This is a genomic window from Ralstonia sp. Ralssp110, from assembly GCF_047325135.1.
GTDB lineage: Bacteria > Pseudomonadota > Gammaproteobacteria > Burkholderiales > Burkholderiaceae > Ralstonia > Ralstonia mojiangensis.
The window spans coordinates 955,015-977,430 of record NZ_CP168609.1; the positions used below are offsets into that span (position 1 = coordinate 955,015).

General features: G+C 65.3%; 18 protein-coding genes. 8 read left to right on the forward strand and 10 right to left on the reverse strand.

The annotated features are described in order from the left end of the window. Positions 1–23 precede the first annotated feature (23 nt). From ACEN9T_RS04945 to kbl, 4 genes are all read right to left on the reverse strand, one after another. The gene (locus ACEN9T_RS04945; RefSeq protein ID WP_092971339.1) at positions 24–1,025 is read right to left on the reverse strand and encodes a LuxR C-terminal-related transcriptional regulator; all 1,002 of its coding nucleotides are present in this window, start codon (positions 1,023–1,025) and stop codon (positions 24–26) included. 586 nt (positions 1,026–1,611) lie between these two features. Beyond that, complete coding sequence (locus tag ACEN9T_RS04950) at positions 1,612–1,857, reverse strand: hypothetical protein (protein ID WP_092970979.1); 246 nt, start codon at positions 1,855–1,857, stop codon at positions 1,612–1,614. Positions 1,858–1,966: 109 nt separating this feature from the next. Further along, complete coding sequence (locus ACEN9T_RS04955; protein ID WP_413705672.1) at positions 1,967–2,950, reverse strand: NAD-dependent epimerase/dehydratase family protein; 984 nt, start codon at positions 2,948–2,950, stop codon at positions 1,967–1,969. Beyond that, positions 2,950–4,167 carry a glycine C-acetyltransferase gene (gene kbl, locus ACEN9T_RS04960; RefSeq protein WP_092970977.1) on the reverse strand — a complete coding sequence of 406 codons (1,218 nt, stop codon included), beginning with the start codon at positions 4,165–4,167 and terminating at the stop codon, positions 2,950–2,952. Before kbl ends, ACEN9T_RS04955 begins: the two co-directional genes overlap by 1 nt. An 87-nt stretch (positions 4,168–4,254) precedes the next feature. Between kbl and ACEN9T_RS04965 the strand changes: the two genes are divergently transcribed. After that, entirely contained in the window at positions 4,255–4,851 is a 597-nt protein-coding gene (locus ACEN9T_RS04965; RefSeq protein WP_413705673.1) for a helix-turn-helix domain-containing protein, read from the forward strand. A 20-nt stretch (positions 4,852–4,871) separates the two neighbouring features. On the opposite strand, the gene ACEN9T_RS04970 is transcribed toward ACEN9T_RS04965, so the two are convergent. Beyond that, entirely contained in the window at positions 4,872–6,227 is a 1,356-nt protein-coding gene (locus ACEN9T_RS04970) for an MATE family efflux transporter (RefSeq protein WP_413705674.1), read from the reverse strand. Positions 6,228–6,546: 319 nt separating this feature from the next. Here ACEN9T_RS04970 and ACEN9T_RS04975 point away from each other — a divergent pair, with 319 nt between their 5' ends. After that, the gene (locus tag ACEN9T_RS04975) at positions 6,547–8,235 is read left to right on the forward strand and encodes an APC family permease (RefSeq protein WP_413705675.1); all 1,689 of its coding nucleotides are present in this window, start codon (positions 6,547–6,549) and stop codon (positions 8,233–8,235) included. A gap of 155 nt (positions 8,236–8,390) precedes the next feature. Then, positions 8,391–9,230, forward strand: coding sequence for a DUF4349 domain-containing protein (locus tag ACEN9T_RS04980; protein ID WP_413705676.1), 840 nt, complete (start codon positions 8,391–8,393; stop codon positions 9,228–9,230). 16 nt (positions 9,231–9,246) lie between these two features. Here ACEN9T_RS04980 and ACEN9T_RS04985 read toward each other — a convergent pair whose 3' ends face one another. The 3 genes from ACEN9T_RS04985 to ACEN9T_RS04995 all read right to left on the reverse strand — a co-directional run bounded on the left by ACEN9T_RS04985 (position 9,247) and on the right by ACEN9T_RS04995 (position 12,462). Then, on the reverse strand, positions 9,247–10,257 hold the full coding sequence (locus tag ACEN9T_RS04985; RefSeq protein WP_413705677.1) for a VOC family protein: 1,011 nt from the start codon (positions 10,255–10,257) through the stop codon (positions 9,247–9,249). Positions 10,258–10,374: 117 nt separating this feature from the next. Continuing rightward, complete coding sequence (locus ACEN9T_RS04990) at positions 10,375–11,355, reverse strand: ABC transporter substrate-binding protein (RefSeq protein WP_413705678.1); 981 nt, start codon at positions 11,353–11,355, stop codon at positions 10,375–10,377. A gap of 204 nt (positions 11,356–11,559) precedes the next feature. After that, positions 11,560–12,462: a LysR family transcriptional regulator gene (locus tag ACEN9T_RS04995; protein ID WP_413705679.1), complete on the reverse strand. Its 903-nt coding sequence runs from the start codon at positions 12,460–12,462 to the stop codon at positions 11,560–11,562. 116 nt (positions 12,463–12,578) lie between these two features. On the opposite strand from ACEN9T_RS04995, the gene ACEN9T_RS05000 reads away from it, so the two are divergent. The 5 genes from ACEN9T_RS05000 to ACEN9T_RS05020 all read left to right on the forward strand — a co-directional run bounded on the left by ACEN9T_RS05000 (position 12,579) and on the right by ACEN9T_RS05020 (position 17,899). Next, complete coding sequence (locus tag ACEN9T_RS05000; protein WP_413705680.1) at positions 12,579–13,463, forward strand: aldo/keto reductase family oxidoreductase; 885 nt, start codon at positions 12,579–12,581, stop codon at positions 13,461–13,463. Positions 13,464–13,561: 98 nt separating this feature from the next. After that, on the forward strand, positions 13,562–14,437 hold the full coding sequence (locus tag ACEN9T_RS05005) for a LysR family transcriptional regulator (protein ID WP_413705681.1): 876 nt from the start codon (positions 13,562–13,564) through the stop codon (positions 14,435–14,437). A 118-nt stretch (positions 14,438–14,555) separates the two neighbouring features. Continuing rightward, a complete protein-coding gene (locus ACEN9T_RS05010) occupies positions 14,556–15,572 on the forward strand; it encodes a succinylglutamate desuccinylase/aspartoacylase family protein (protein WP_413705682.1) in 1,017 nt (338 codons plus the stop codon). A gap of 55 nt (positions 15,573–15,627) precedes the next feature. Next, positions 15,628–16,989, forward strand: coding sequence for an MFS transporter (locus tag ACEN9T_RS05015; protein ID WP_413705683.1), 1,362 nt, complete (start codon positions 15,628–15,630; stop codon positions 16,987–16,989). Positions 16,990–17,005: 16 nt separating this feature from the next. Beyond that, positions 17,006–17,899: an MBL fold metallo-hydrolase gene (locus tag ACEN9T_RS05020; protein WP_413705684.1), complete on the forward strand. Its 894-nt coding sequence runs from the start codon at positions 17,006–17,008 to the stop codon at positions 17,897–17,899. Between the two features lie 82 nt (positions 17,900–17,981). Here the strand turns inward: ACEN9T_RS05020 and ACEN9T_RS05025 are convergent, their stop codons facing one another. Continuing rightward, the gene (locus tag ACEN9T_RS05025) at positions 17,982–18,968 is read right to left on the reverse strand and encodes a response regulator (protein ID WP_413705685.1); all 987 of its coding nucleotides are present in this window, start codon (positions 18,966–18,968) and stop codon (positions 17,982–17,984) included. After that, the gene (locus ACEN9T_RS05030) at positions 18,949–22,386 is read right to left on the reverse strand and encodes an ATP-binding protein (RefSeq protein ID WP_413705686.1); all 3,438 of its coding nucleotides are present in this window, start codon (positions 22,384–22,386) and stop codon (positions 18,949–18,951) included. Before ACEN9T_RS05030 ends, ACEN9T_RS05025 begins: the two co-directional genes overlap by 20 nt. Positions 22,387–22,416: the final 30 nt, after the last annotated feature.

The window sequence follows — 22,416 nt, forward strand, 5'->3', positions numbered from 1 at the left end:
CATGAAGGGCGGACCGGGCTGAGTCAGCCGAGGCGGGCCGTACCGTTAGCGGCGCGCACCGGGGCGCGCATTGGCTTGGCAGGCGTCACGCCACCGAAGGCACGCGTCATGGCAGCCCAGCGAGACTCGGCGCCCAGTTCAGCGCCCGATGCGGTCACCGATGCCGCGGTCCGCTCGGACGCCCCCGGCTGGGGGGATGAAGACGCCATCACCGCGTCTCGGGCCGGTGCAGTGGCCTGGAGCGGAGTCGGTGTGCGTGCAGCGGTTTGCACGAACACGTCTGCGTGTTGCGCATCGCCAGACACCTGGACCGATGTCTGCGCAGATGCAGCGCTGATCGTGGCGGCAGCCCCGCCTTGCAGTTCCAGTGGAATCCCCAGGCGCATGGCGGCATACACCGCTTCGCTCTTGTTGCGCACGTTCAGGCGTCGATACAGCGTGCACGCGTGCGTCTTGACGGTGGCTTCCGAAATGCCCAGCAAGCGGCCGACACCCTTGACGGAGTGACCTCGTGACAGCAGCACCAGCACTTCGTACTGTCGCAGCGAAACATTCAGCCGCTGCGCCGCTTCCGATGCATCCAGCGAGAGCATCGGCATGGCGGCATTGGCCGCACGCGGCATCAGCGCCGGATACGACTGGCCGCCGGCGAGTACCAGCCGCAGCGTGGCGAGCAAGACTTCCGGCGATTGCGACTTGGCGCAGTAGGCGTCCACCCCGCACGTCATGGCGACGTGCGCTTCTTCGGCAGACAGGCTGGCGGCCAGCAGCACCACACGGCTGGCCTCGCTGGCGTCGATAGCCTCGCGCAATTGGGCAGCGAATTCACCGGCGTTGATCGGGCCCTCGGCCTCGTCCATGCCGATGACGAGCAGATCGGCTCGCTCATCGAACGCGTGCAGTTCGCCAGGAATGCCCGCGGGCAATGCCGGGGCGACGACCTCCAGGCCGAGGGTGGGATGCGCGAGCAACTGCGCAAGTCCGGCTCGTAGCAACGGATGATTCTCCAGCAGGACTGCTTTCATGGTTTCCTCGTTTTCTTGTGAAGCGATTCCGGTCAGGCGCGCGCAGGCCAGCCGCTGCGGGCGAGCACGCATGTGACCGTCGAAACCCCGGGACCGTCCGAGAGAAGCGCCCTGCCGCCGGCGGAGTGCCGGTTCTGGAGAAGCGAAGTGCGAATGCCGTGGGGACCGTGGACCGTGAGGATCAAGCCGGTTCCGGATTCGCTTATTGGAAAAACATGTTCTGGATGTGGCGGAACTGCCTTGCACATCCAGAGTGACCGCACGACATAGAGCAAGCATCGGGCCACCTCCGTGCAGCGCAACATCTGCTTACACTTGCGGCACAAATGACGTCGTGCAGAAGGCGGGCGAAACCCGCAGTGGCAAAGGATCAGCGGGCAGCGGCCTCGATTGGTGCGATGCCGCAAATCCACTCTATTTCTGTAACGATTTAGTTACGAATTCGCGGTGTGTGGCGACAGACCCGATCATGCCATCGGTTGTCCACTGAACGTTTTTACAACCTGTTTTAAAACTTACCGAGCGGGCGCTGCAGGCGCCACATTGCCGGCATGCCCGGCAGCGGGTAGATGACCGATGCGCCCCTTCAGTGCCTATGGCGCATGGCAAAAAGGAACAGGCTGTCGATGGCGCCCACCATGAAGATCAGCCCCGCAGCCGCATGCAGCATCCAGGCGCCGTCGGCAAACGGCAGTTGGATGGACGTGTGAGGAATGACCGCCACCGCGCCCGCCGCTACCGACATGCGCAGCACCGGCACCCACCATGTGCGCTTGGCTGGCGGCGGATCGTCGCGATGGCGCGGCGCAGGATCAGGCGTCGAAGAAGACATGCGGCAGGGACGAGATGTGATGGCCATGCTGCATTGTTGAACACAACCGATCGAAGCGAAACACAAAACAGCGCCCTGCAATGCCCGCAATTCCCCTAACTGAAGCTGCCTAGGCTGGATGTGCAGCCAAGTGGGCAAGATTCTGCAGCATGTCCGTCGTCATCTCCGCCACACCGTATTCGGGCTTCCAGCCCCAGTCACGCCGGGCGACCGAGTCGTCGATGGAGTTCGGCCAGCTGGCCGCAATCGCCTGGCGGAAGTCCGGCGCATACGCCACCTCGAACGACGGACGATGCCGGCGGATCTCCGCTGCCAGCTGCTCCGGCGTAAAGCTCACGCCTGCCAGGTTGTAACTGCCGCGCTCGGTGATGCGCTCGGCCGGGGCCTCCATCAACTCGATGGTGGCGCGCACGGCATCGGGCATATACATCATGGGGAGCGCCTCGTCGTGATCAAGGAAGCACGTATAGCGCTCACCCTTCACGGCCGAATGGAAGATGTCGATGGCGTAGTCGGTCGTGCCGCCGCCCGGTGCGGTCTTGTACGAGATCAGGCCCGGATACCGCAGGCTGCGCACATCCACGCCGTGGTGCTCGAAGTACCAGCGGCACCAGCCCTCGCCCGCCAGCTTGGAAATGCCGTAGACGGTCTTGGGCTCCATGATCGTGCTCTGCGGGGTGTTGTCCGCAGGCGTGGTGGGCCCGAACGCGGCAATCGAGCTGGGCCAGAAGATACGCTCAAGCTGATGATTGCGCGCGGCTTCCAGCACGTTCAGCAGGCCATTCATATTGAGCGCCCAGCCCCATGTCGGCGATTGCTCTGCTGCAGCCGACAGCGCCGCCGCCAGGTGATAGATCTGCGTGATGCCGTGGCGCTCGATGATCTCGCGCAACTGGCCGCGATCGGTCACATCCAGCGTTTCGTGGCGAATCTGCGGGTGGCGGCCCCGGGGCACCATGTCGCTGGTCACGACGTTGCCCGTGCCGTAGCGCTCGGCCAGCGCGGCCGCCAACTCCGTGCCCAGTTGCCCGTTGGCGCCGATGATGAGGATGCGCGGCGCCGTTCCAATATTCGCGCTGGTACCCGTGCTCATCAGATGATCCCCAGTTCCTTGCCGGCGGTTTCAAACGCCTTGAGCGCCGCGTCGAGCTGTGCGCGCTCGTGCACCGCGCTGATCTGCACGCGGATGCGCGCCTGCCCCTTGGGCACCACCGGATAAAAGAAGCCGACCACGTACACGCCCAGCTCAAGCAGACGTTTGGACAGCGCCTGCGCCTTCTGCGCGTCGTACACCATGATCGGCACGATCGGATGGTCGCCCGGCTTGATATCGAAACCCAGCTCGACGATCTTGCGGCGGAAATACAGCGCGCTGTCTTCCAGCTTGTCGCGCAGTGCGGTGTCGGCTTCCAGCAGGTCGAGCACCTTGATGGTCGCCCCGACAATGGACGGCGCCACCGTGTTCGAAAACAGATACGGCCGTGAACGCTGGCGCAGCAGTGCCACCACTTCCTTGCGCGCGCTCGTGAAGCCGCCCGACGCGCCGCCCAGCCCCTTGCCCAGCGTGCCGGTAATGATGTCGATCTTGCCGAACACGCCGCGGTGCTCGTGCGAGCCGCGGCCGCGCTTGCCGAGAAAGCCCGTGGCATGGCATTCGTCAATGCCGAGCAGCGCGCCGAATTCGTCGCAGATGGCGCGGATCTCATCCAGCCGCGCGATGGTGCCGTCCATCGAAAACACGCCGTCGGTAAACACCAGCTTGAAGCGAGCGCCCGCCGCGTCGGCGGCCTGCAATTGCGCGCGCAGATCGTCCAGATCGTTGTGCTTGTAGCGATAGCGCTGCGCCTTGCACAGGCGGATGCCGTCGATGATCGACGCGTGGTTCAGTTCGTCGCTGATGACGGCGTCTTCCGCGCCGAGCAACGTCTCGAACAACCCGCCATTGGCATCGAACGCCGAGCCGTAGAGGATCGTGTCTTCCGTGCCGAGAAACTTCGCCAGCCGCGCTTCCAGCGTCTTGTGCAGATCCTGCGTGCCGCAAATGAAGCGCACCGAGCTGAGGCCAAAGCCGTGCGTGTCGAGCGCCTCGTGCGCGGCCTTCAGCACCTCCGGGTGCGACGACAAGCCGAGGTAGTTGTTGGCGCAGAGGTTGATGACCTCCTTGCCGTCAGCCGTGCGGATCACAGCGCCCTGCGGCGAGGTGATGATGCGCTCGGTCTTGTAGAGACCGGCTTCCTCGATCGCCTCCAATTCGCGCCGGATGTGCGCGTAGAAGGCGTCGGTGGAAGCATTGGCTTGCGTTGTCCCCATGGTGCTGCTCCTGTAGACTGCGTTGATCGATAAATCGAACATGTTCGATATATCGAATAATTCGTTCAATTTACAAGATACCAACCGATGGCACAAGCCCCCGCCACCGATGTCCTCGCCGACGGCCCGCCCGCCGTTGGTGCCAAGCTGCAAGCGCTGCGCCAGGCCCGCAGGCTGTCGCTCGATGAACTGTCGCGGCGCGCAGGCGTGTCCAAATCCATGCTCTCGCAGGTCGAGCGCAATCTGGCCAACCCGACCGTCGCGGTGCTGTGGCGCCTGGCCACCGCGCTTGGCGTGGGGCTGGCCGATTTCCTGTCGCCCGAAGGCGCGGCCGACACCGCGCCCGCTGTGACGGTCATCCCCGCTCACTCCATCCCAGTCATCAAAAGCCCGGATGGCAAGTGCGAATTGAAGATTCTTGGCCCTGTGGACTTGGCGGCGCGCTTTGAATGGTATGAACTGGCGATCCAGCCCGGCGGCGTGCTCGCGTCAGAGCCGCACGAGTTGGGCTCGAAGGAGCACATCTCGGTGCTCAGCGGCACGGTGACGGTGCAATCCGGCCCGAGCGAGAAGAAGGTGCGGCATGGGGAATCGGCGCGCTATCCGGTGGATGTGCAGCACGCCATCTCGAACGCCGGCAAGACGGTGGCGACGGCGTTGCTGGTGGTCGAATACGCGCAGTAGGCGCTGCAGCTCGACGTTGCCTAGGCGGCCTGCAGTTGAGGCGCTCGCCACACGCGCGGCAGCAGCACCCCGAGCATCAGCCCGCGCAGCGCCATAAACCCCAGCATCGACAACCACAGCCCGTGGTTGCCCCACAGCGGCTGCAGCGTGACAGACAAGCCCCAGAACGCGGCAGCCGCCACGGCCATCGTCACCAGCAGTTCACGTGTGCGCGTCGCGCCGATGAACACGCCGTCAAACTGGAAGCCCCATACCGACACGACGGGCAGCAGCGCCGCCCACACCAGATAGTGACGTGCGGCTTCACGCACGGCAGGCTGATCGGTCAGCACGCCGATGATGCCGGCGCCCGCCAGCGCGTACACAGCGGCAAAAAGCCCTGCCCCCAGCACCGACCAGAACGTCGACACGCGAATCGCCATGCGCAGCGCGGCGCGGTCCCGGGCGCCCATGGCGGCGCCCACCAGCGCTTCGGCGGCGTGCGCGAAACCGTCCAGCCCGTAGGCCATGAAGGTCAGGAAGTTGAGCAGCAGTGCGTTGGCCGCCAGCACCACATCGCCCTGCTTCGCGCCCGCGTGGGCAAACCAGCCGAAGGCGGCCAGCAGGCACAGCGTGCGCAGGAAGATGTCGGTGTTCAAGCCCATCAGCCGGCGCCAGGCGTCGCGGGCGAGCAGTTCGGCGCGCGTGAGCGGCGGCAAGCCCACGGGCCGTTGCAGCCAGAGCAGCAGCATGCCGAGCCCAAATCCGGCAATGTCAGCCAGCGCCGTTGCCGCGCCGATACCTCCCACGCCCATGCCGGCTCCCAGCACCAAGGTCAGCACTGCCACCATGTTCACGGTGTTGATGAAAACCTGGAGCAGCAAAGCGCGCCGCACCTGCTGGCGCCCAAGCAGCGTGCCGAGCACCACGTAGTTGGCCAGCGCAAACGGCGCCGACCAGATGCGCGTGTGGCAATACACCTCGGCCATGCGGGTGACGGATTCGCTCGCACCGAGCAGCGCCAGCGTGATGCGGATCGCCGGCACCTGCAGCACCAGCAATGTCGCTCCAATGGCAAATGCCAGCAGCAGCGCGCGCACCACACTCGCGCGCAATGCTTGCGTGTCGCCCGCGCCGTGCGCCTGCGACACCAGCCCCGTGGTGCCCATGCGCAGGAAGCCAAACCCCCAGAACACGAAGTTGAAGAAGACCCCGCCCAGCGCCACGCCGCCAATGTATTCCGGGCCCGGCAGATGCCCAGCCACGGCGGTATCCACCGCCGAGAGGATCGGCTGCGTCAGGTTGGCCAGCACGATGGGAAACGCCAGCGTCAGCACGCGCCGGTGCCACTGCGCAGGTGACGCAGGTGCAACCGAAGTGGCGAAAGAGGACTCCATGGGGAGAAAAAACTGCGAGGAACGATGAAAAAGGCGGTGCAACCGCTCACGATTTCGCTATCATTGCGCCCCATTGCGGGCTCCGGAATCGGGCGGCAAGTGCGGCACCCCGCACAACGTCGCCGACGACTATACGCGAATCCCCCCGGAAGGCAGACACCGTGTTTTGCCTTTCATCGCGGCCGGACGGGTGCGGTTGATGCTACGCATCATCCGGCACACGCATGTCCTAGGCTGGTGACACCCACCACATGGGACGGCGGGCGACGCCCAAACAGCGTCGCCTCGGTAGAACTAAGCGGACTGGTAAGCAACCGCGATGCCCTGTCGAACTTCCGACTCGCCGGGGCGGAGACTCCTCTTGGAAAAAAACGTACAACGCAATCTCGGCGCCTGGGCATTGATGCTGACCGGGCTGGGCTCGATCATCGGCTCCGGCTGGCTGTTCGGCGCCGGCCACGCTGCAAAGGTGGCGGGCCCCGCTGCCATCTTCACCTGGATCATCGGCGCCGTCGTCATCCTGGCCATTGCCCTGACGTATTCCGAACTGGGCGCGATGTTCCCGGAATCCGGCGGCATGGTGCGCTATGCGCGCTACTCGCACGGGTCGCTGGTGGGCTTCGTGGCGGCCTGGGCCAACTGGATCGCCATCGTCACCGTCATCCCCATCGAGGCTGAGGCCTCCATCCAATACATGAGCAGTTGGCCGTGGCCCTGGGCGCAGTCGCTGTTCCAGCACGGTGAGCTGACGCCGCCGGGGCTGGTCCTGTCGGCGGTGCTCGTCGTCGTGTACTTCCTGCTGAACTACTGGGGCGTGAAGGTGTTTGCCAAGGCGAACAACGCCATCACGATCTTCAAGTTCATCATTCCGGCCGCAACGGCGGTGGCGCTGGTTGCAGCGGGCTTCCACCCGGGCAACTTTGGCTCGAGCGCGGGCACGAACGTGGCAGGTCAAGGGTTCGCCCCGTACGGCTGGTCCGCAGTGCTGACCGCCATCGCCACCAGCGGCATCGTGTTCGCGTTCAACGGTTTCCAGAGCCCGATCAACCTCGCGGGCGAGGCGCGCAACCCGGGCCGCAACGTGCCCATCGCGGTGATCGGTTCGATCCTGCTGGCCGCGGTGATCTACGTGGCGCTGCAGGTGGCATTCCTGGGTGCAGTGCCGCCTGAGTCGCTTGTCAATGGCTGGCATGGCATTGATTACCACTCGCCGTTCGCCCAACTGGCGATTGCGCTGAACCTGAACTGGCTGGCCATCGTGCTGTACATCGATGCGTTCGTCAGCCCGTCGGGCACCGGCAGCACGTACATGGCCACCACCACGCGCATGATCTACGCGATGGAGCGCAACAACACCATGCCCGCCATCTTCGGCCGCGTGCACCCGTTGTTTGGCGTGTCGCGTCCGGCCATGTGGTTCAACCTGGCGGTGTCGTTCATCTTCCTGTTCTTCTTCCGTGGCTGGGGCGCGCTGGCTGCCGTCATCTCGGTGGCCACCGTCATCTCGTACCTGACTGGCCCGATCAGCGTGATGTCGCTGCGCCGCACGTCGCCGCAACTGCATCGCCCGCTGCGTCTGCCGGGGCTGTTGCTCATCGCGCCGTTCGCGTTTGTGTGCGCGTCGCTCATCCTGTACTGGGCCAAGTGGCCGCTGACGGGCGAGATCATCGTGCTGATGCTGGTGGCGCTGCCCGTGTACTTCTACTACCAGGCCAAGGCCGGCTGGCCCGACTTCAAGACGGAACTCAAAGGCGCGTGGTGGATGATCGCCTACCTGCCGACCATCGCTGCGCTGTCGTACTGCGGCAGCACGGAGTTTGGCGGCCACGGCTACATCCCCTACGGCTGGGACATGGGCATCGTGGCGGTGCTCTCGCTGTTCTTCTACCACTGGGGCGTGGCCAGCGGCTGGCACACGCGCTATCTGGATGAGGTCGAACACGTACATGACGACGTGCCAGCGCACGACACCAAGCGTGCGCCGCGCGCCGTGCCGCAACGCGCCTGACACCGCTGTTGTTCGCAAGAAAAAACGCCCGACCGGTTCTGCCGGCGGGCGTTTTTTCTTGCCTGCGCGCTGTCGGGATCTGCTCAGCTGTGTGCGCTAGACTGCGCCGCAACCCACCGGACTTTGCGTACAACCCAACGCCATTTCATTTGCCCATGACTCGACTCCTCGGCCTGCTCCTGATCGCGCTGTCCCTGAGCGCTTGCAGCAAGAAAGAAGAATCCGGCCCCAGCGGCGGCCTATCGCCCGCGATGACGGCTGCCGCGCCGGCGCCCGCCGAAAGCGCCAAGATGGCCGATCGCGCCGAGCAGCGCTTTCTCGCCTACGAGCACCGCGTCTCATTGGAAGTCGACGCGCCGCAGCTCGCGCGCCTGTACCGCGAGCTGCAGGACACCTGCGTGAATGAGGCCACATGGCACTGCACGGTCATGGACGCCAGCATCCAGCTCGAACGCGACCAGCGCGGCGGCACCGCCCATCTGAACCTGCGCGCCAGCCCCGAGGGGGTCCGAGCCATGCGCAAACGCCTGACCGATAGCGGTGGCGTTGTCAGCCAGGGCACCCACGTGGACGACCTCGGCCAGCCGATTGCCGAAGTCGGCAAGCGCCTGGAGATGCTGAAGAATTACCGTGCAAGCCTGCTCGACCTGCAGCGCAAGGCGACCAAGGTGGAAGACCTGATCCTGATCGCAGAAAAGCTCGCGGAAACGCAATCGGAACTGGAGGCCGCCACTGGCCAGAACACGCACCTCATGGACCGCGTCAACCGCGAGCTGCTGTCAATCGACCTGAGCACGCGGCAGACGGCAGCGCGCAGCCTATGGGCGCCCATCGGCAATGCCTTGCGCGAGTTCCTGCCTTCACTGGTGCGCGCCAGTGCGAGCGTGATTGAAGCGGTGGCTTATCTATTGCCGTGGGGGATCGTGCTGTCGGTATTGGTGGCACTGTTCATCAAGCTGCGGCGCAAATGGCGCCAGCGCAAGACAGCCCAATGAGCCATCGCGCGGGGCGCTAGACCGTGGCCGGCTGACGTTGCGACTCAGCCGCCACCACGGGCGCACCCTGCACACGCTCCACCGCCTCGAACAGGGCGCGGATGTTTGCCGCGCCAAATCCGCGTGCGCCCTGACGTTCGATCAGTTCGAAAAAGAACACTGGCTCGGCCGTTCGGGACGGCGCAAGAAATGACTGCAACAAGAGACCATCGGCATCGCGGTCGGCCATGATGCCAAGCGCCAAGGCAGCGTCGCGCGGGACCGGGCAGTGCCCGATCCGCGCCAGCATGGCGTCGAACACTTCAGGCATGGAGCCCGCAAAGTTCACCTCGTGGCGATTGAGTGCAAGGCTATGCGCCAACAATGCGGGCACACGCAGCGCCAGGTGCTGAATGCCCGCGCCGCCGTGCACGTCGACAAAGCGGTGCAGTTGCGTCGTCTGGCTGGTCGGTGTGGGCGCCGAGAGCACGAGCTTCACGCTGCCGCTGGCGTTCTGCAGCACCGTGTTGATCATGCCGAGACTGCGCGTCTGGATGTGCTCGGTTTGCGTGACATGCAGGCCAAAGCCCGCTTCGTAACGCGCAACCGTTGCGCCCATGGTTCCGCAAGGCAGGCACAGCGCGAGGTGGTCAAGCCCCTGCCTTCCATCGAAGGCGGCATCGCGGGCGACAGGGTCGCGCTCGACAAACGTGTGCGTGACATGGCCGATACCGCCCACGCGTGCCATGCGCACAGGGCGCTCCCCATGCGGCGTGGGCAGAACGCCCCAGTGCGGCGGTGCCAGATCGGCCGAGCCGGCACGCACTGCCCGGCGATGCGCGACATCAACCTCATCGACCCCGAACATCACATCATTGACGACGATTTCGTCGGCACGCGGCGCAGCGGCGCGACCTGGCTCGACCCGCAACCATGCATCGCCGCCCACCCGCCTCACACCGCTTGCGGGGGCCTGCAGCGTGCGCAGGAAATCGCCGGACCAGCTCGGCCCGCTGACCGATACCGATGCCACTGACGCTAGTGTCATGACCGTCTCCTGACGCCGCGCAGGCGTCGTCTTGGGTGATGGGTGATGAGTGATGGATGAAAACGGTTGGGGAAACCGTCCGCCGCTTCAGTATCGGAACGCGATCGCACCCGACAACTACGGGCCGGCGTATGCCAATGCGCCCGGTGGTGCCTGCAGGCACGGCTTCTCGGGGACACGCGTGGCGCGCGGCGGCAGGAACGCATCCGTCACCGCGGCCGACCATGCATGCGGCCGGCGGACGATGCCGTGCCGGGCCAGCCACGCGGCGTAGCCCGACATGAGCGACGCATCGTGCCGGCCCCAAACGCCATCACTCAGCCACGTGGTCGACACCGCGCGCAACGATCGGGCAATCGTGGTTCGCGGGAAATACGGGATCACGCGCTCGAACAGCAGCAGCGCACTGGCCGGATCTGCATGGGCTGCGGCAAACCCGCGCGAGGCGGCGGTCAGCAAACCGCTGACCACGCCTGCATTCCGCTCCAGCCAGCGCGCATCCGCAGCCAGCAGGTAGCTGTGATACGACGGTGCGCCGATCTCATCGATCGGCCAGACCTGGCGCTGCGCATCAGGCAGGGATGAAGGCATCACGCCCTCCCACGCCCAGTAGCTGCCGAAGCTCGCATCGGCCGCGCCGTCACACAGTTCATCGAAGGTCAGCTCGCGCACACCAGCGTCGACCAGCTTCACGGCATCGGGGTCGCCGCCATCTGCGCGAACGATGTCGGCCAGCAAGGCGCGCGCACGCACCGTGGGGTTGAGCGCCACACGGCGCCCACAGAGATCGCGCGGGCGGGTGATGCCGCGCCCGCTCACCGAATGGATGGCTTCCAGGCTGCGCTGGTTGACGGCGGCCACACCGCAGACCGGCTCCCCTGCCTCAAAACGGCCCAGCACGCGCCGGGTCGGGCACACGCCCAGATGCACGTCGCCGCGCATGACATGATCGAGCGTGTCGCCTCGGGCGTCGTCACGCACGACGATTTCCACGTCCAGCCCTGCACGCGCAAACCAGCCCTTGGCACGCGCGAGGTAAAACCCGGCAGCATTCGTCCACGGGTGAAAGTACTCAAGCATGAGGCGAACGTGCTGCATGGTGCGAACGGCCGATGGCCAAGTGGACAACGGCCCCAAGTGTGCGAGCCATGACCGCCACCGCGTACTACGTGGATTGTGCAAAAGGCGCGCGCGTCCTACGAAGCCATCACGGAAACTCGATGGAACCCCGTTGCCCAAGCAGTGCCGCGGTGGGCGCGCGAGCAGTAAGCCGGCTCTGCCGCAAGAGCTGGAAGTGCCGTGCTAGTCCGAAGCGGCCTTGATGAAATCGATGAACGCCCTGAGCGGCGCCGGAACAAGGCGCCGCCCGGGATAGTAGAGATAGGGCCCCGGGAACGGCCGCCACCAACCCTCGAGCACGGGTTCGAGCGCACGGCTCGCCAGGTGGGGACGCAGCCAGTCTTCATACAGATGGACAATGCCCACGCCGGCCAAGGCCGCGTCCACGACAAGATCGGTCGCACCCCCAATGCGAACGAGCAGCGGACCGGACGGTTCCACCCGAACCACTTCACCATCACGCTCGTATTCCCACGGCGGCATCGCACCGCTTGCAAACCTACCGCGCAGGCAAGCGTGGCCGAGCAGGTCGCGCGGATGGGCGGGCCGGCCGCGTCGATCGAGATAGCCGGGTGCCGCTGCCGTTGCGAACCGCTGGGACCGAGGCCCGATCGGGACGGCGATCATGTCCTGTTCGAGCCGCTCGTCATAACGGATGCCTGCATCGAAACCTGCAGCCAGGATGTCGACAAAGCTCTCTTCGGCCACGACCTCCAGCTGTATCTCGGGATAAGCGTCGAGAAAGCCCGGGATGATGGTGGGCAGCACAAGCCTCGCGGCGCTCATCGGCACATTGAGCTTCAGCGTGCCGGCGGGTCTTTCGCGAAAGCTGTTGACGACATCAAGCGCGGCTTCCACCTCGCTCAATGCGGGCCGCAGACGGCTCAGCAGACGCTGCCCCGCTTCAGTGGGTGAGACGCTGCGCGTCGTGCGGTTCAGCAGGCGCACACCGAGTTGCGTTTCCAACCGCCGCACCGCCTCGCTGAGCCCGGATGCGCTCGCGCCCATCAGCCTTGCACCTTCGCGGAAGCCCTTGGCCTGCGCCACCGCCACGAGGGCATTCAGATCACCCAGATCGACTTTCATTGTTCGCCCTTTCGTACAACCCGTGCGGATTATGCCCGCTTATCGCGCACCGCGCTTGCGCCTACTCTGCCGTCATGCCCTTTTTCTTCGTCGATCTTCGACACAGGAGTGTGACCATGTCTCTCATCGTTCAGTCCGGCACGTTTTCCGTCGGCGGCCACCAGGTGCACCGTCTCGGCTATGGCGCCATGCAGCTCGCCGGCCCGGGCGTCTTCGGCCCGCCCAAGAATCGCGACGCGGCGCTTGCCGTATTGCGCGAGGCCGTGTCCTCGGGCGTCAACCATATCGACACAAGCGATTTCTACGGCCCGCACATCACGAATCAGTTGATTCGCGAAGCCTTGCGTCCGTATCGCGACGACCTGCTCATCGTCACCAAGATCGGTGCTCGGCGTGACGCCCAGGGCGCGTGGCTGCCTGCGTTTTCTGCGCAGGCGTTGACCGAAGCCGTGCACGACAACCTGCGCAACCTCGGCGTGGATGTGCTGGACGTGGTGAACCTGCGGATCATGTTCGACACGCACGGCCCCGCCGAAGGATCCATCGAGGCGCCGCTCACGGCCCTGGCCGAACTGCAACGGCAGGGGCTGGTGCGGCATATCGGGCTGAGCAACGTCACAGCCAGCCAGATCGCAGAAGGACGGCGGATGTGCAAGATCGTCTGCGTGCAGAACCATTACAACCTCGCCCACCGAAACGACGACGGCCTGATCGACGCGCTTGCCCGCGACGGCATTGCGTATGTCCCGTATTTCCCGCTGGGCGGGTTCAGCCCGCTGCAGTCGTCCACGCTCAACGATGTCGCAGCGCGGCTGGGTGCAACACCAATGCAGACCGCACTGGCCTGGCTGCTGCACCGGTCGCCCAACATCCTGGTGATCCCGGGCACCTCGTCGGTCGCCCACCTGCGCGAGAACCTGGGCGCGGCGGCGATGACGTTGCCGGAAGATGCGATGCGCGAACTCGACGCCGTTGCACATGCCTCGCCCCAGGCGGCGTGATTCTGCGCATGGCGGCACCGCGCAATGTCAGCAGCACCTGTCGATTCCGCTCAGGTGCTGCACTATCATTGCCGACGACCTGACTGCGCGGGACCATCATGGAGCTTCGGCATCTTCGCTATTTCATTGCTGTTGCCGAGCTACGCAGCGTACGGGCCGCTTCGGAGCAGTTGCACGTCACGCAGCCGGCCATTTCGCGCCAGATCCAGGATCTTGAAGACGCCATCGGCGCAGCGCTGTTCGAGCGCACGCCACGCGGCCTGAAGCTGACGGCCGCAGGCACTGCATACCTTGATGAAGCGCGCGACATCCTCGCGCGCGTCGATGCGGCAAACCGTCTGGCGCGGCGCATTGCAGAAGGTGTGCACGGCCAACTGCGGCTCGGCTTTGTCGAGAACGCCGCGTGGATCGGCATCGTCTCGCAGGCATTCAGCGCCTTCCAGCAGACCGCGCCCGACGTCGCGCTCGAACTGACGCCGATGAATACGCCGGAGCAATTTGAGGCGATTGCAGCGGGTCAGCTCGACGGCGGCTTCTGTTACCGCCTCGGCACGTTGCCGCAGGGCATCGCGGGCGTGCCCGTGCTGGAACAGAACGTCGTGCTGGCGGTGCCGCAGTCGTGGTCTCTTGGCAGCGAGGATGCGGTCCTCGCCAGCGAGCTTGCCGGCACGCCTTTCATCGCGTTTCCGCGCCGCATTTATCCTGCCTACTACGACCGGCTCCTGTCAGTCTGTGCCGAACGCGGACTCACGCTCGATATCCGCCAGGAAGCATCGACGGAAACCGCTATCTTGTCGCTCGTATCTGCCGGCATGGGTGCGGCCATCGTCAACGCCGCCAATCGTCATCGGCCACCCGCCCGCGTGCGCTTTGTCGAACTGCGCGATCTGTCGGTGCCGCTGCCGCTGGAATTCTGTTTCCTTTCGGCGCACACCAACGCGGCACTCCAGCGTTTTATCGCGCAGTTGCAGTAGACCCCCGGCGCGTTCCAAGAGCGATGCCTGCAAGGCATCGGCCGCCGCAGAAATCGGCATTGGCCGCGCTTTCCGGCGTCGGCGATAGTGAAGACACCTCGTCTTCACGCTTGCCGCCATGACAAATTCTGCCTCCCTCATCGCTACCGACATCGACTTCGAACGCGTCGGTTTCCAGACCGGAACGCTGCGCCTGCCGTGGTCACATGACCGCTCCGCCTACGGGCATATTCCGATCCCCATTGCGGTGTGCAATGCCGGCGCAGGGACCGGCCCGACCGTGCTGCTGACCGGCGGAAATCATGGAGACGAATATGAAGGCCCCGTCGCCCTGATGAAGCTGCTCCAGCGGCTGCCGTCCATGGCAACGCGCGGGCGCCTGATCGTGATTCCGGGGCTGAATTTCCCGGCCTTCATCAACGGCTCGCGCACGTCCCCCATCGACCGAGGCAACCTGAACCGCATGTTTCCCGGTGCGCGCAACGGGCAGCCGACCGAAATGATTGCGCACTATGTCGAGACCGAACTGCTGCCGCGTGCAGATATCGTGATCGACCTTCATGCCGGCGGCGCATCGTTCGATCACCTGCCGACGCTGCTGGCATCCCCGCCGGCGCACGGTGAACAACGCGCGCTGTACCTCGACCTCGTGCGCGAGTTCGGCGCACCGCACACCATGATCATGGATCTGCTTGGCGAAGACCGGACCTTCGCCGCTGCCGCTGAACGCCACGGCACGTTGTTCTTCTGCGGAGAGTTTGGCGGCCATGCCGGCTGCGACGCCGGCAACCTCGCAATCGTCGAAGCCGGCTTGCAGCGTGTGCTGCATCGGCTCGGCGTGATGCCGGAGCCCGCAGCGTCGGCGCCGAAGCAGACACGCTTGCTGCGCGTGGAAGGTGCGCGCCACTACGTGTACGCGCCGCATGCCGGTGTGTTCGAACCGACCTTCGCGCTGGGCGACCAGGTTCGCGCCGGGCAATTGGCAGGCCGCCTCTTCGACCCGCACCGCCCCTGGGCGGCGCCCGAGGACATCGCGTTCCGCGGCGACGGCACGGTCATGTGCATGCGCACGTTTGCACGCGTCGAACCGGGCGACTGCATCGCACTGCTCGCTACGGAAGCCAGTCTCGACTGAGCTGGCTGCCATTCGATTCACATCACGACATAACAAGACAAGACGGAGACCCATCATGCCCAGCCAAACCCTTTCAACAGAGCCGCCGGAGGACGCTGCGCCGCGCAGCATTGCTGGCAATGTCGGCCACCCCGCCTACATCGTCCTGCTGTTCTTCGTGTGCTTTGCGTTCTCGTACCTCGATCGGCAGGTCGTCAGCATTCTCGTGCAGCCGATCAAGCAATCGCTCTCTCTGACCGATACGCAGATCGGCCTGCTGCAAGGGTTTTCGTTCACCATGTGCTACGCAACGGCGGGTGTGTTCGTCGCCCGGCTCGTCGACCGGTCCAATCGCGTCAAGCTGATCGCCGCATGCATTGCCATCTGGGCCATCTCGACCACCGCGTGCGGTTTCGCGACGAATTTTCCGGAGCTGCTGGTCGCGCGTGCGGGCACTGCCATTGCCGAAGCGGCGTTAAGCCCCGCTGCGCTATCGATCTTCAGCGACATCTTTGCGCCGCGCCGGGTCGCACGTGCTAGCAGCATCTTCATGCTTGGGCCGTACGTGGGCGGCGGCCTGGCGTTGTTCGGTGGCGGCATGCTGCTCTCAGCGGCAGCAGCCGGTGGCGGAAATGCATGGCTTGCCGCGCACGACATCGCACCGTGGCAAGCGGTGTTCATTGCGGTCGGCCTGCCCGGGCTGGGGCTGGCCGCGCTGGTTGCGCTGACCGTGCGCGAGCCGCAGCGGCGTGAAGTGCTGGCCCACACTGCGCGCGCAGAAGACGAAGTGCCATCGCTCAGGGACGTGCTGAACGAGTTGTTCGTTCGTAACCGCTTCTGCCTCGCGTACTTTGCTGCGTACGTTGCGCTCATCACGCTGTTCTATTCGCACGCGGCGTGGTTTCCCACGCTGCTGATGCGCCGGTTTGATCTTGCGCCGAATGTGGTCGGCCAGATGGCCGCGCCCGCCTACATGATCGGTGGCATGCTGGGCGTGGCCTGTGCCGGCATGCTGGCCACGCGCGTCACCGACGAGACGGCCTTGCGGCGCGTACTGGGCTTTTCGGCATGCGCTGTTGCCGTGTTGGTGCCCGCAGCCATTGCGATGCCGCTCGTCAGCAACAGCGGCGTGGCGGTGCTGCTCTACGGCACGTGCGCGTTTGCGGCCAGCATTGCGATGGGCCTGGCGCCCGTACCGCTACAGATTGCCATGCCCAACCGCATGCGCGGCCGGTCGCTTGCCTTGCTGGTGTTCATGACCAACGCCATCAGCGGGGGGGTCGGTCCGCTGTCGGTCGGTTACCTGAATGAGCGCCTGGGGCAAACTGGCAGCAGCCTGGGAATGGCACTTGCGGTGGTCGGCGGCGTGTCTGCGCTTGCCAGCGCGGTGCTTTACACGATCGCCACACGGCGGGTGCCGGCCGCCAACACTCGCTGATTTTCGGAGAACCGTCATGCTGGTGACATCCGCTTCCCCCATCCATCACGTTGGTGCCGCCACCATCACGCGCGTCGACGAGACCGATTTTGCGCTGCCACCGGAACGCCTGTTCCCGCTCTGGAATGAAGACGCGGGCCGTACGTTCGAAGCGCGCTTTGCCACTGCCAGCATCGACCTGACCAACCGCCGGGTACCGCTGAAAACCCATCTGTGGGTCGTGCAGGTCGACGGGCTCACCATCGTGGTCGATACCGGCATCGGCAACGGCAAGTCGCGGCCGTTCAACGCGTTGTTCGATCGGCTCGACAATCCCGTGCTCGAGCGGTTTGCGGCTGCGGGGTTTCGGCCGGAACAGGTCGACTACGTCCTGCTGACGCACCTGCATGTCGACCATGTCGGCTGGAACACGCATTGGCAGGACGGGCGATGGGTACCGGTGTTTCCCAACGCGACCTATGTGTTCGGCCAGCGCGAGCAGGACTTCTTCGCGATGCCGGAAGGCGAGCCGCGACGGATCGTGTTTGAAGACAGCGTGCTGCCGCTGATTGAAGCCGGGCAGGCCCGAGCGGTGCGCGACGCGGGCGAAGAGATTCTTGACGGCATCCGCTTCGTGCCCACGTTCGGGCACAGCTTCGGCCATATGGCGATCGAGGTGCGATCGCGCGGCGAAACGGCGCTCTTCTCCGGCGACGTCATGCACAGCGCGATCCAGGTGCACCGGCCAGAATGGAACTCCGTGTTCTGCCTGGATCAGGCGCAGGCGCGTGAGTCGCGCCGCTGGCTTTTGGACCGGGCGGCAGAAACCGACGCGACGGTCTTCGCCGCCCATTTTCCGGAAACGTCCGCGGGCAAGGTGCAGCGTTCAGGAGACGGTTTCGAATGGCGCTACGTGCGTGGGCAGGGCTAGCGCTACAAGCGTGCCCGCCACGGGCTTGTGGAAGCAGCGCTGGCGATGTGCCGCCAACAAACCGGCGCAGCCTGACGGACCCTCAGCCCGGCTGAGACTGCAAAGCAAGCGCGGCCGCCGCGGCGCGCGTTTCCACACCAAGCTTCTCGAAGATGTGCTCGAGGTGCTTGTTGACCGTACGCGGGCGCATACCGAGGATGTCGCCGATGTCGCGATTGGTCTTGCCGCGTGAAATCCACAGCAGCACCTCCGCCTCGCGCGCGGTCAGACGAAACCTTGCGCAGAGGCGATCGCTCACCTTGCGGTCGTCATGCTCTTCCAGCTGGATGACCCAAGCGCTGTGCGGCGCGGGGCCAGCCAACCTTGCCACCAGCCGCACGCCCTCGCCGTCTTCCGCCATCCGGCCGGCCTCAGGCGCGCCAACGGGCCCCACGCTCTGCGCCAGCCACTGCTGCAATACCGAGGGCAGCCGCTGCATGTCGCCGTGGTCCGGATAAAAGCGTGCAAACAACGGGGCGACCCGCGAACTGCGCCAGTGGATCGCGCCGTGCACATCGGCCACCAGCGCCGCACGCCCGCCCAGGCCAACGATTTCGTCTGCCTGCCGGTGCGCACGGGCGCGTTCCAGATGCGCGGCAACGCGCGCAAGCACCTCTTCCGGGCGGATCGGCTTGGTGATGTAGTCGATTCCGCCGGCACGGAAACCGCGCACAACATGCTCGCTCTCCGTCAGTCCCGTCATGAAGATCACGGGAATCTGCGCGTGGCGCGCATTGGCCTTGATGTGCTCGCAGGTCTCGAAGCCGCTGATGCCGGGCATGACGGCGTCCAGCAGGATGATGTCGGGGGTCAAGCGCTCGATGCGATCCAGCGCGCTGGGCCCGTCCAGCGCCACCAGAACGGTGTAGCCGACCGCGTCGAGCGCATCGGACAACAGCGCCAGATTGTCCGGCGTATCGTCAACGATGAGCACGACGCCGGAGCCCGCAGCGGCCGCACCGATCCCCTGCGAGGCCGATGGCATATGCAGCGCCGCAGCGCCGGCATGGTCAATCCACGCTGTGTTCATCTGAAGGGGCTCCTTTGAGCAACATGTCCAGTTCCGTCAACCGGAAGCGCCGCGCGGCCGAACGCACAGGTTGCAGCACGCCGGCAAGATCAGGATCGCGATGTTCGGCTTCATCCAGCAATTCGATGAGCCCGCGGATGTAGCCGATCTCGAGCAGCGGCCGTAACTGTGCGACCAGCTCTGCCGGCAGCGGCGCATGCGAGCGTGCCGGCGGCGGCGCTTCCTCAACCGCTTCGCTGTCGACGATCCATTCGAGGTTGAGCAGCTCGCCCACTTTGTCGAGCAGCTGCGGCAGGTGCACAGGCTTGGCAAGGTAGTCGTCGCATCCGGCAGCGGCACCGCGTGCACGGTCACCGGCAAACGCATTGGCCGACAACACCAGGATTGGCGCAACACTGAGCGCCTGCTTGCGGATCAGCCGGCTGGCCTCGAAGCCGTCCATCGATGGCATCGAGACATCCATCACGATCAGGTCGACCTGCAATGTGCCGAGCTGGCGCATCGCCTCGGGCCCGCTGGCGGCTTCGACGAGCGTGAAACCCAGCGGCGCGAGCGCGCCCACCACGATACGGCGCTGCTCGCGTTGGTCATCCACCACCAGCACGGTCCGCCGCGCACCGCGATAGCCGCTGACATGGCGGATGCGGTCGACCGCGCGAGGCTCGCGCACCTCCGGCAGAAACAGTCGCACGGTGAAGCGCGTGCCCTCGCCGGGCACACTGTCCACGCTCAGCTGGCCGCCCATCAGCGTGGTGAGCATGCGGCAGATGGTCAAGCCGAGGCCAGCGCCGTTGTCCTGCGCGTGCGCTGCGGCGCCCCGCTCGAACGGCAGGAAAATGCGCTCCAGTTCGTCCGAGGCGATGCCGATGCCGGTATCGAGAATCTCCAACGTGGCAATCTCACGCGCGTAGGCCACGCGCAGCGACACCGTACCGCTGTCCGTAAAGCGCACCGCGTTGCCCAGCAGATTGATCAGGATCTGGCGCACGCGCTTCTCGTCCATGCGCACCGCATCGGGAATGCGGCCCACATGCTCCATGCGGAAGGCCAGTCCTTTTTCGGAAGCGTGCGGTTCCATCATCGCTTCGATCTGCGTCAGGAACGCAGGAAACGCCACCTGGCTCACGTCGAGTTGCAGCTTGCCGGCCTCGATGCGCGCAACGTCCAGCAGCCCGTCGACCAAGGCCAAGAGGTGCTCGCCACTGCGGAAGATGGTGGCAAGGCCCTCGCGACGCGCAGGTGGAATCGACGCGTCGCGCATCAGCAGTTGCGCATAGCCGAGGATGCTGTTGAGCGGCGTGCGCAGTTCATGGCTCAAGCCCGTCACGTAGCGGCTCTTGGCCCGGTTGGCAGACTCGGCGGCTTGCTTGGCCTGCTGCAGCATGGCGTCGGTCTTGCGGTGCGCTTCGATCTCGCGCATCAGCAGCATGGTCTGGCGGTTGGACTCTTCCTGCGCGACCTTGCGGCTTTCCTTGGCCAGCACCAGCCACCAGGCGCCCACGCAGCCGACCAGCGCCAGCGCAAAGAACGCCTTGATGTAACCGCGCGCCAGCAATTGCAACGGCGATTGGTCCGCGCTCAGGGTGACGGCGGTCTGGTAGTAGATCAGCGTCAACACGCCTGCCAGCAAGCCCAGCACGATCAGCAGCACGGCGGCGTACTGCGCCACGCGCACATGCAGTCGCGGCAGTTCGGTGTTTGGAAACCAATGGCGCCACGCCTGCGCGATTTGCGCAGACAGTCTGCCGTGCGGCTTACAGGCATCGCCGCAGCGCGCATCCAGCGAGCAACATAGCGAGCAGATGCTGCCGGCGTAGGCGGGGCACTGCGCCATGTCCTCCCGCTCGAACACGTTCTCGCAGATCACGCAGCGCATGGCGCCGGCGTGCGCATGTTCGGCGTCGGCGGGCGCGTGCACCTTGCGGGCGAGGTAGAACCGCCCGTGCGTGGCCACGGCGATGAGCGGCGCGCAAAGGAACGCCACGCCCAATGCGACGAACGGCGATAGCGCTTCCGTCACGGCACCGAACAACCCGAGGTGAGCGAGCGTCGCGACCACCGAGGCGATCAGCATGGCGCCCACGCCCACCGGATTGACGTCGTACAGGTAGGCGCGCTTGAACTCGATGTGTGCGGGGCTGTATCCCAAGGGCTTGTTGATGACAAGATCCGCTACGAGCGCGCCGATCCATGCGATGGCCACGTTGGCATACAGCGCCAGTACCTCGTTCAGTGCCTCGAACACGCCCAGCTCCATCAGCAGCAGCGCGATGAGCACGTTGAAGACCAGCCAGACCACACGCCCCGGATGACTGTGCGTGAGGCGCGCAAAGAAGTTGGACCACGCCAGTGAACCGGCGTAGGCGTTGGTGACGTTGATCTTGATCTGCGACACCACCACGAACAACGCCATGGCCGCCATCGCCAACGCAGGTGAGCCGAACACGTACTGATAGGCCACCAGGTACATCTGCGTGGGCTCCACGGCGCGCGCCGTGCCCACCTCGTGCTGAACGGCGAGGAAGACGAGAAAGGAGCCGCCCAGCATCTTCAGCGCGCCCGGCACCACCCAACCGGGCCCCGCCGCCAGCAGGGCCAGCCACCACTTGCCGCGGTTGGCGCGCGTCTTCTCGGGCAGAAAGCGCAGGTAGTCGACCTGCTCGCCAATCTGCACGATCAGCGCAAAGGCCACGGTGCAGCCCGCGCCAAAGGCCAGCAGGTTGAAATCGCGGCCCGATTCCGACAGGCCGCCAAAGCTCGGCCAGTCGGCAAAGGCGCGCGGATTGCGCAACAACACCGCAGCGTAAGGCAGCACCAGCAACACTAGCCACAGCAACTGGGTCCAGCTCTGCAGCTTGTTGATGGCCGTGATGCCGTGCGTCACCAGCGGGATGATCACCAGCGAACAGAGCACATAGGCGATGGGCAGCGGCAACCCGACGTAAAGCTGCACGGCCAGCGCCATGATGGCCGCCTCCAGCGCCAGGAAGATGAACGTGAAGGTGGCGTAGACGAGCGAGGTGACCGTCGAGCCGATGTAACCGAAGCCGGCACCGCGCGTGAGCAGGTCCATGTCGACACCGAAGCGCGCTGCGTAATAGCTGATCGGCAGGCCGGTCAGGAAGATCAGCACGCTCACCACCACAATCGCCCAGAACGCGTTGGTAAAGCCGTAGTTGATGGCGAGCGAGCCGCCAATGGCCTCCAGCGCCAGGAACGACGTGGCTCCCAGCGCGGTATTCGCCACGCGGAATTCCGACCATTTGCGGAATCCGCGCGGCGTATAGCGCAATGCGTAGTCTTCCAGCGTCTCGTCGGCGACCCACGTGTTGTAGTCACGACGGATCTTGACGATGCGCTGGGTGCCGGATTGGTGCACGAACGCTCCCCGTTTCGGTGAACCGCGCCTGAGCTTCATGCTCTAGGCGAGAAGGCGCGGCGGGCGATG

Excerpts from the sequence above, each read along its gene's own strand:
- ACEN9T_RS04980 (WP_413705676.1), top strand. The coding sequence starts at position 8,391 with ATGACTCGACTCCTCGGCCTGCTCCTGATCGCGCTGTCCCTGAGCGCT.
- ACEN9T_RS05020 (WP_413705684.1), top strand. The coding sequence starts at position 17,006 with ATGCTGGTGACATCCGCTTCCCCCATCCATCACGTTGGTGCCGCCACC.
- ACEN9T_RS05010 (WP_413705682.1), top strand. The coding sequence starts at position 14,556 with ATGACAAATTCTGCCTCCCTCATCGCTACCGACATCGACTTCGAACGC.
- ACEN9T_RS05000 (WP_413705680.1), top strand. The coding sequence starts at position 12,579 with ATGTCTCTCATCGTTCAGTCCGGCACGTTTTCCGTCGGCGGCCACCAG.
- ACEN9T_RS04965 (WP_413705673.1), top strand. The coding sequence starts at position 4,255 with ATGGCACAAGCCCCCGCCACCGATGTCCTCGCCGACGGCCCGCCCGCC.
- ACEN9T_RS04955 (WP_413705672.1), bottom strand. The coding sequence starts at position 2,950 with ATGAGCACGGGTACCAGCGCGAATATTGGAACGGCGCCGCGCATCCTC.
- ACEN9T_RS04950 (WP_092970979.1), bottom strand. The coding sequence starts at position 1,857 with ATGTCTTCTTCGACGCCTGATCCTGCGCCGCGCCATCGCGACGATCCG.
- ACEN9T_RS05015 (WP_413705683.1), top strand. The coding sequence starts at position 15,628 with ATGCCCAGCCAAACCCTTTCAACAGAGCCGCCGGAGGACGCTGCGCCG.
- ACEN9T_RS05005 (WP_413705681.1), top strand. The coding sequence starts at position 13,562 with ATGGAGCTTCGGCATCTTCGCTATTTCATTGCTGTTGCCGAGCTACGC.
- ACEN9T_RS04975 (WP_413705675.1), top strand. The coding sequence starts at position 6,547 with ATGCCCTGTCGAACTTCCGACTCGCCGGGGCGGAGACTCCTCTTGGAA.
- ACEN9T_RS04945 (WP_092971339.1), bottom strand. The coding sequence starts at position 1,025 with ATGAAAGCAGTCCTGCTGGAGAATCATCCGTTGCTACGAGCCGGACTT.
- ACEN9T_RS05025 (WP_413705685.1), bottom strand. The coding sequence starts at position 18,968 with ATGAACACAGCGTGGATTGACCATGCCGGCGCTGCGGCGCTGCATATG.
- ACEN9T_RS04995 (WP_413705679.1), bottom strand. The coding sequence starts at position 12,462 with ATGAAAGTCGATCTGGGTGATCTGAATGCCCTCGTGGCGGTGGCGCAG.
- ACEN9T_RS04990 (WP_413705678.1), bottom strand. The coding sequence starts at position 11,355 with ATGCAGCACGTTCGCCTCATGCTTGAGTACTTTCACCCGTGGACGAAT.
- ACEN9T_RS04985 (WP_413705677.1), bottom strand. The coding sequence starts at position 10,257 with ATGACACTAGCGTCAGTGGCATCGGTATCGGTCAGCGGGCCGAGCTGG.
- ACEN9T_RS05030 (WP_413705686.1), bottom strand. The coding sequence starts at position 22,386 with ATGAAGCTCAGGCGCGGTTCACCGAAACGGGGAGCGTTCGTGCACCAA.
- kbl (WP_092970977.1), bottom strand. The coding sequence starts at position 4,167 with ATGGGGACAACGCAAGCCAATGCTTCCACCGACGCCTTCTACGCGCAC.
- ACEN9T_RS04970 (WP_413705674.1), bottom strand. The coding sequence starts at position 6,227 with ATGGAGTCCTCTTTCGCCACTTCGGTTGCACCTGCGTCACCTGCGCAG.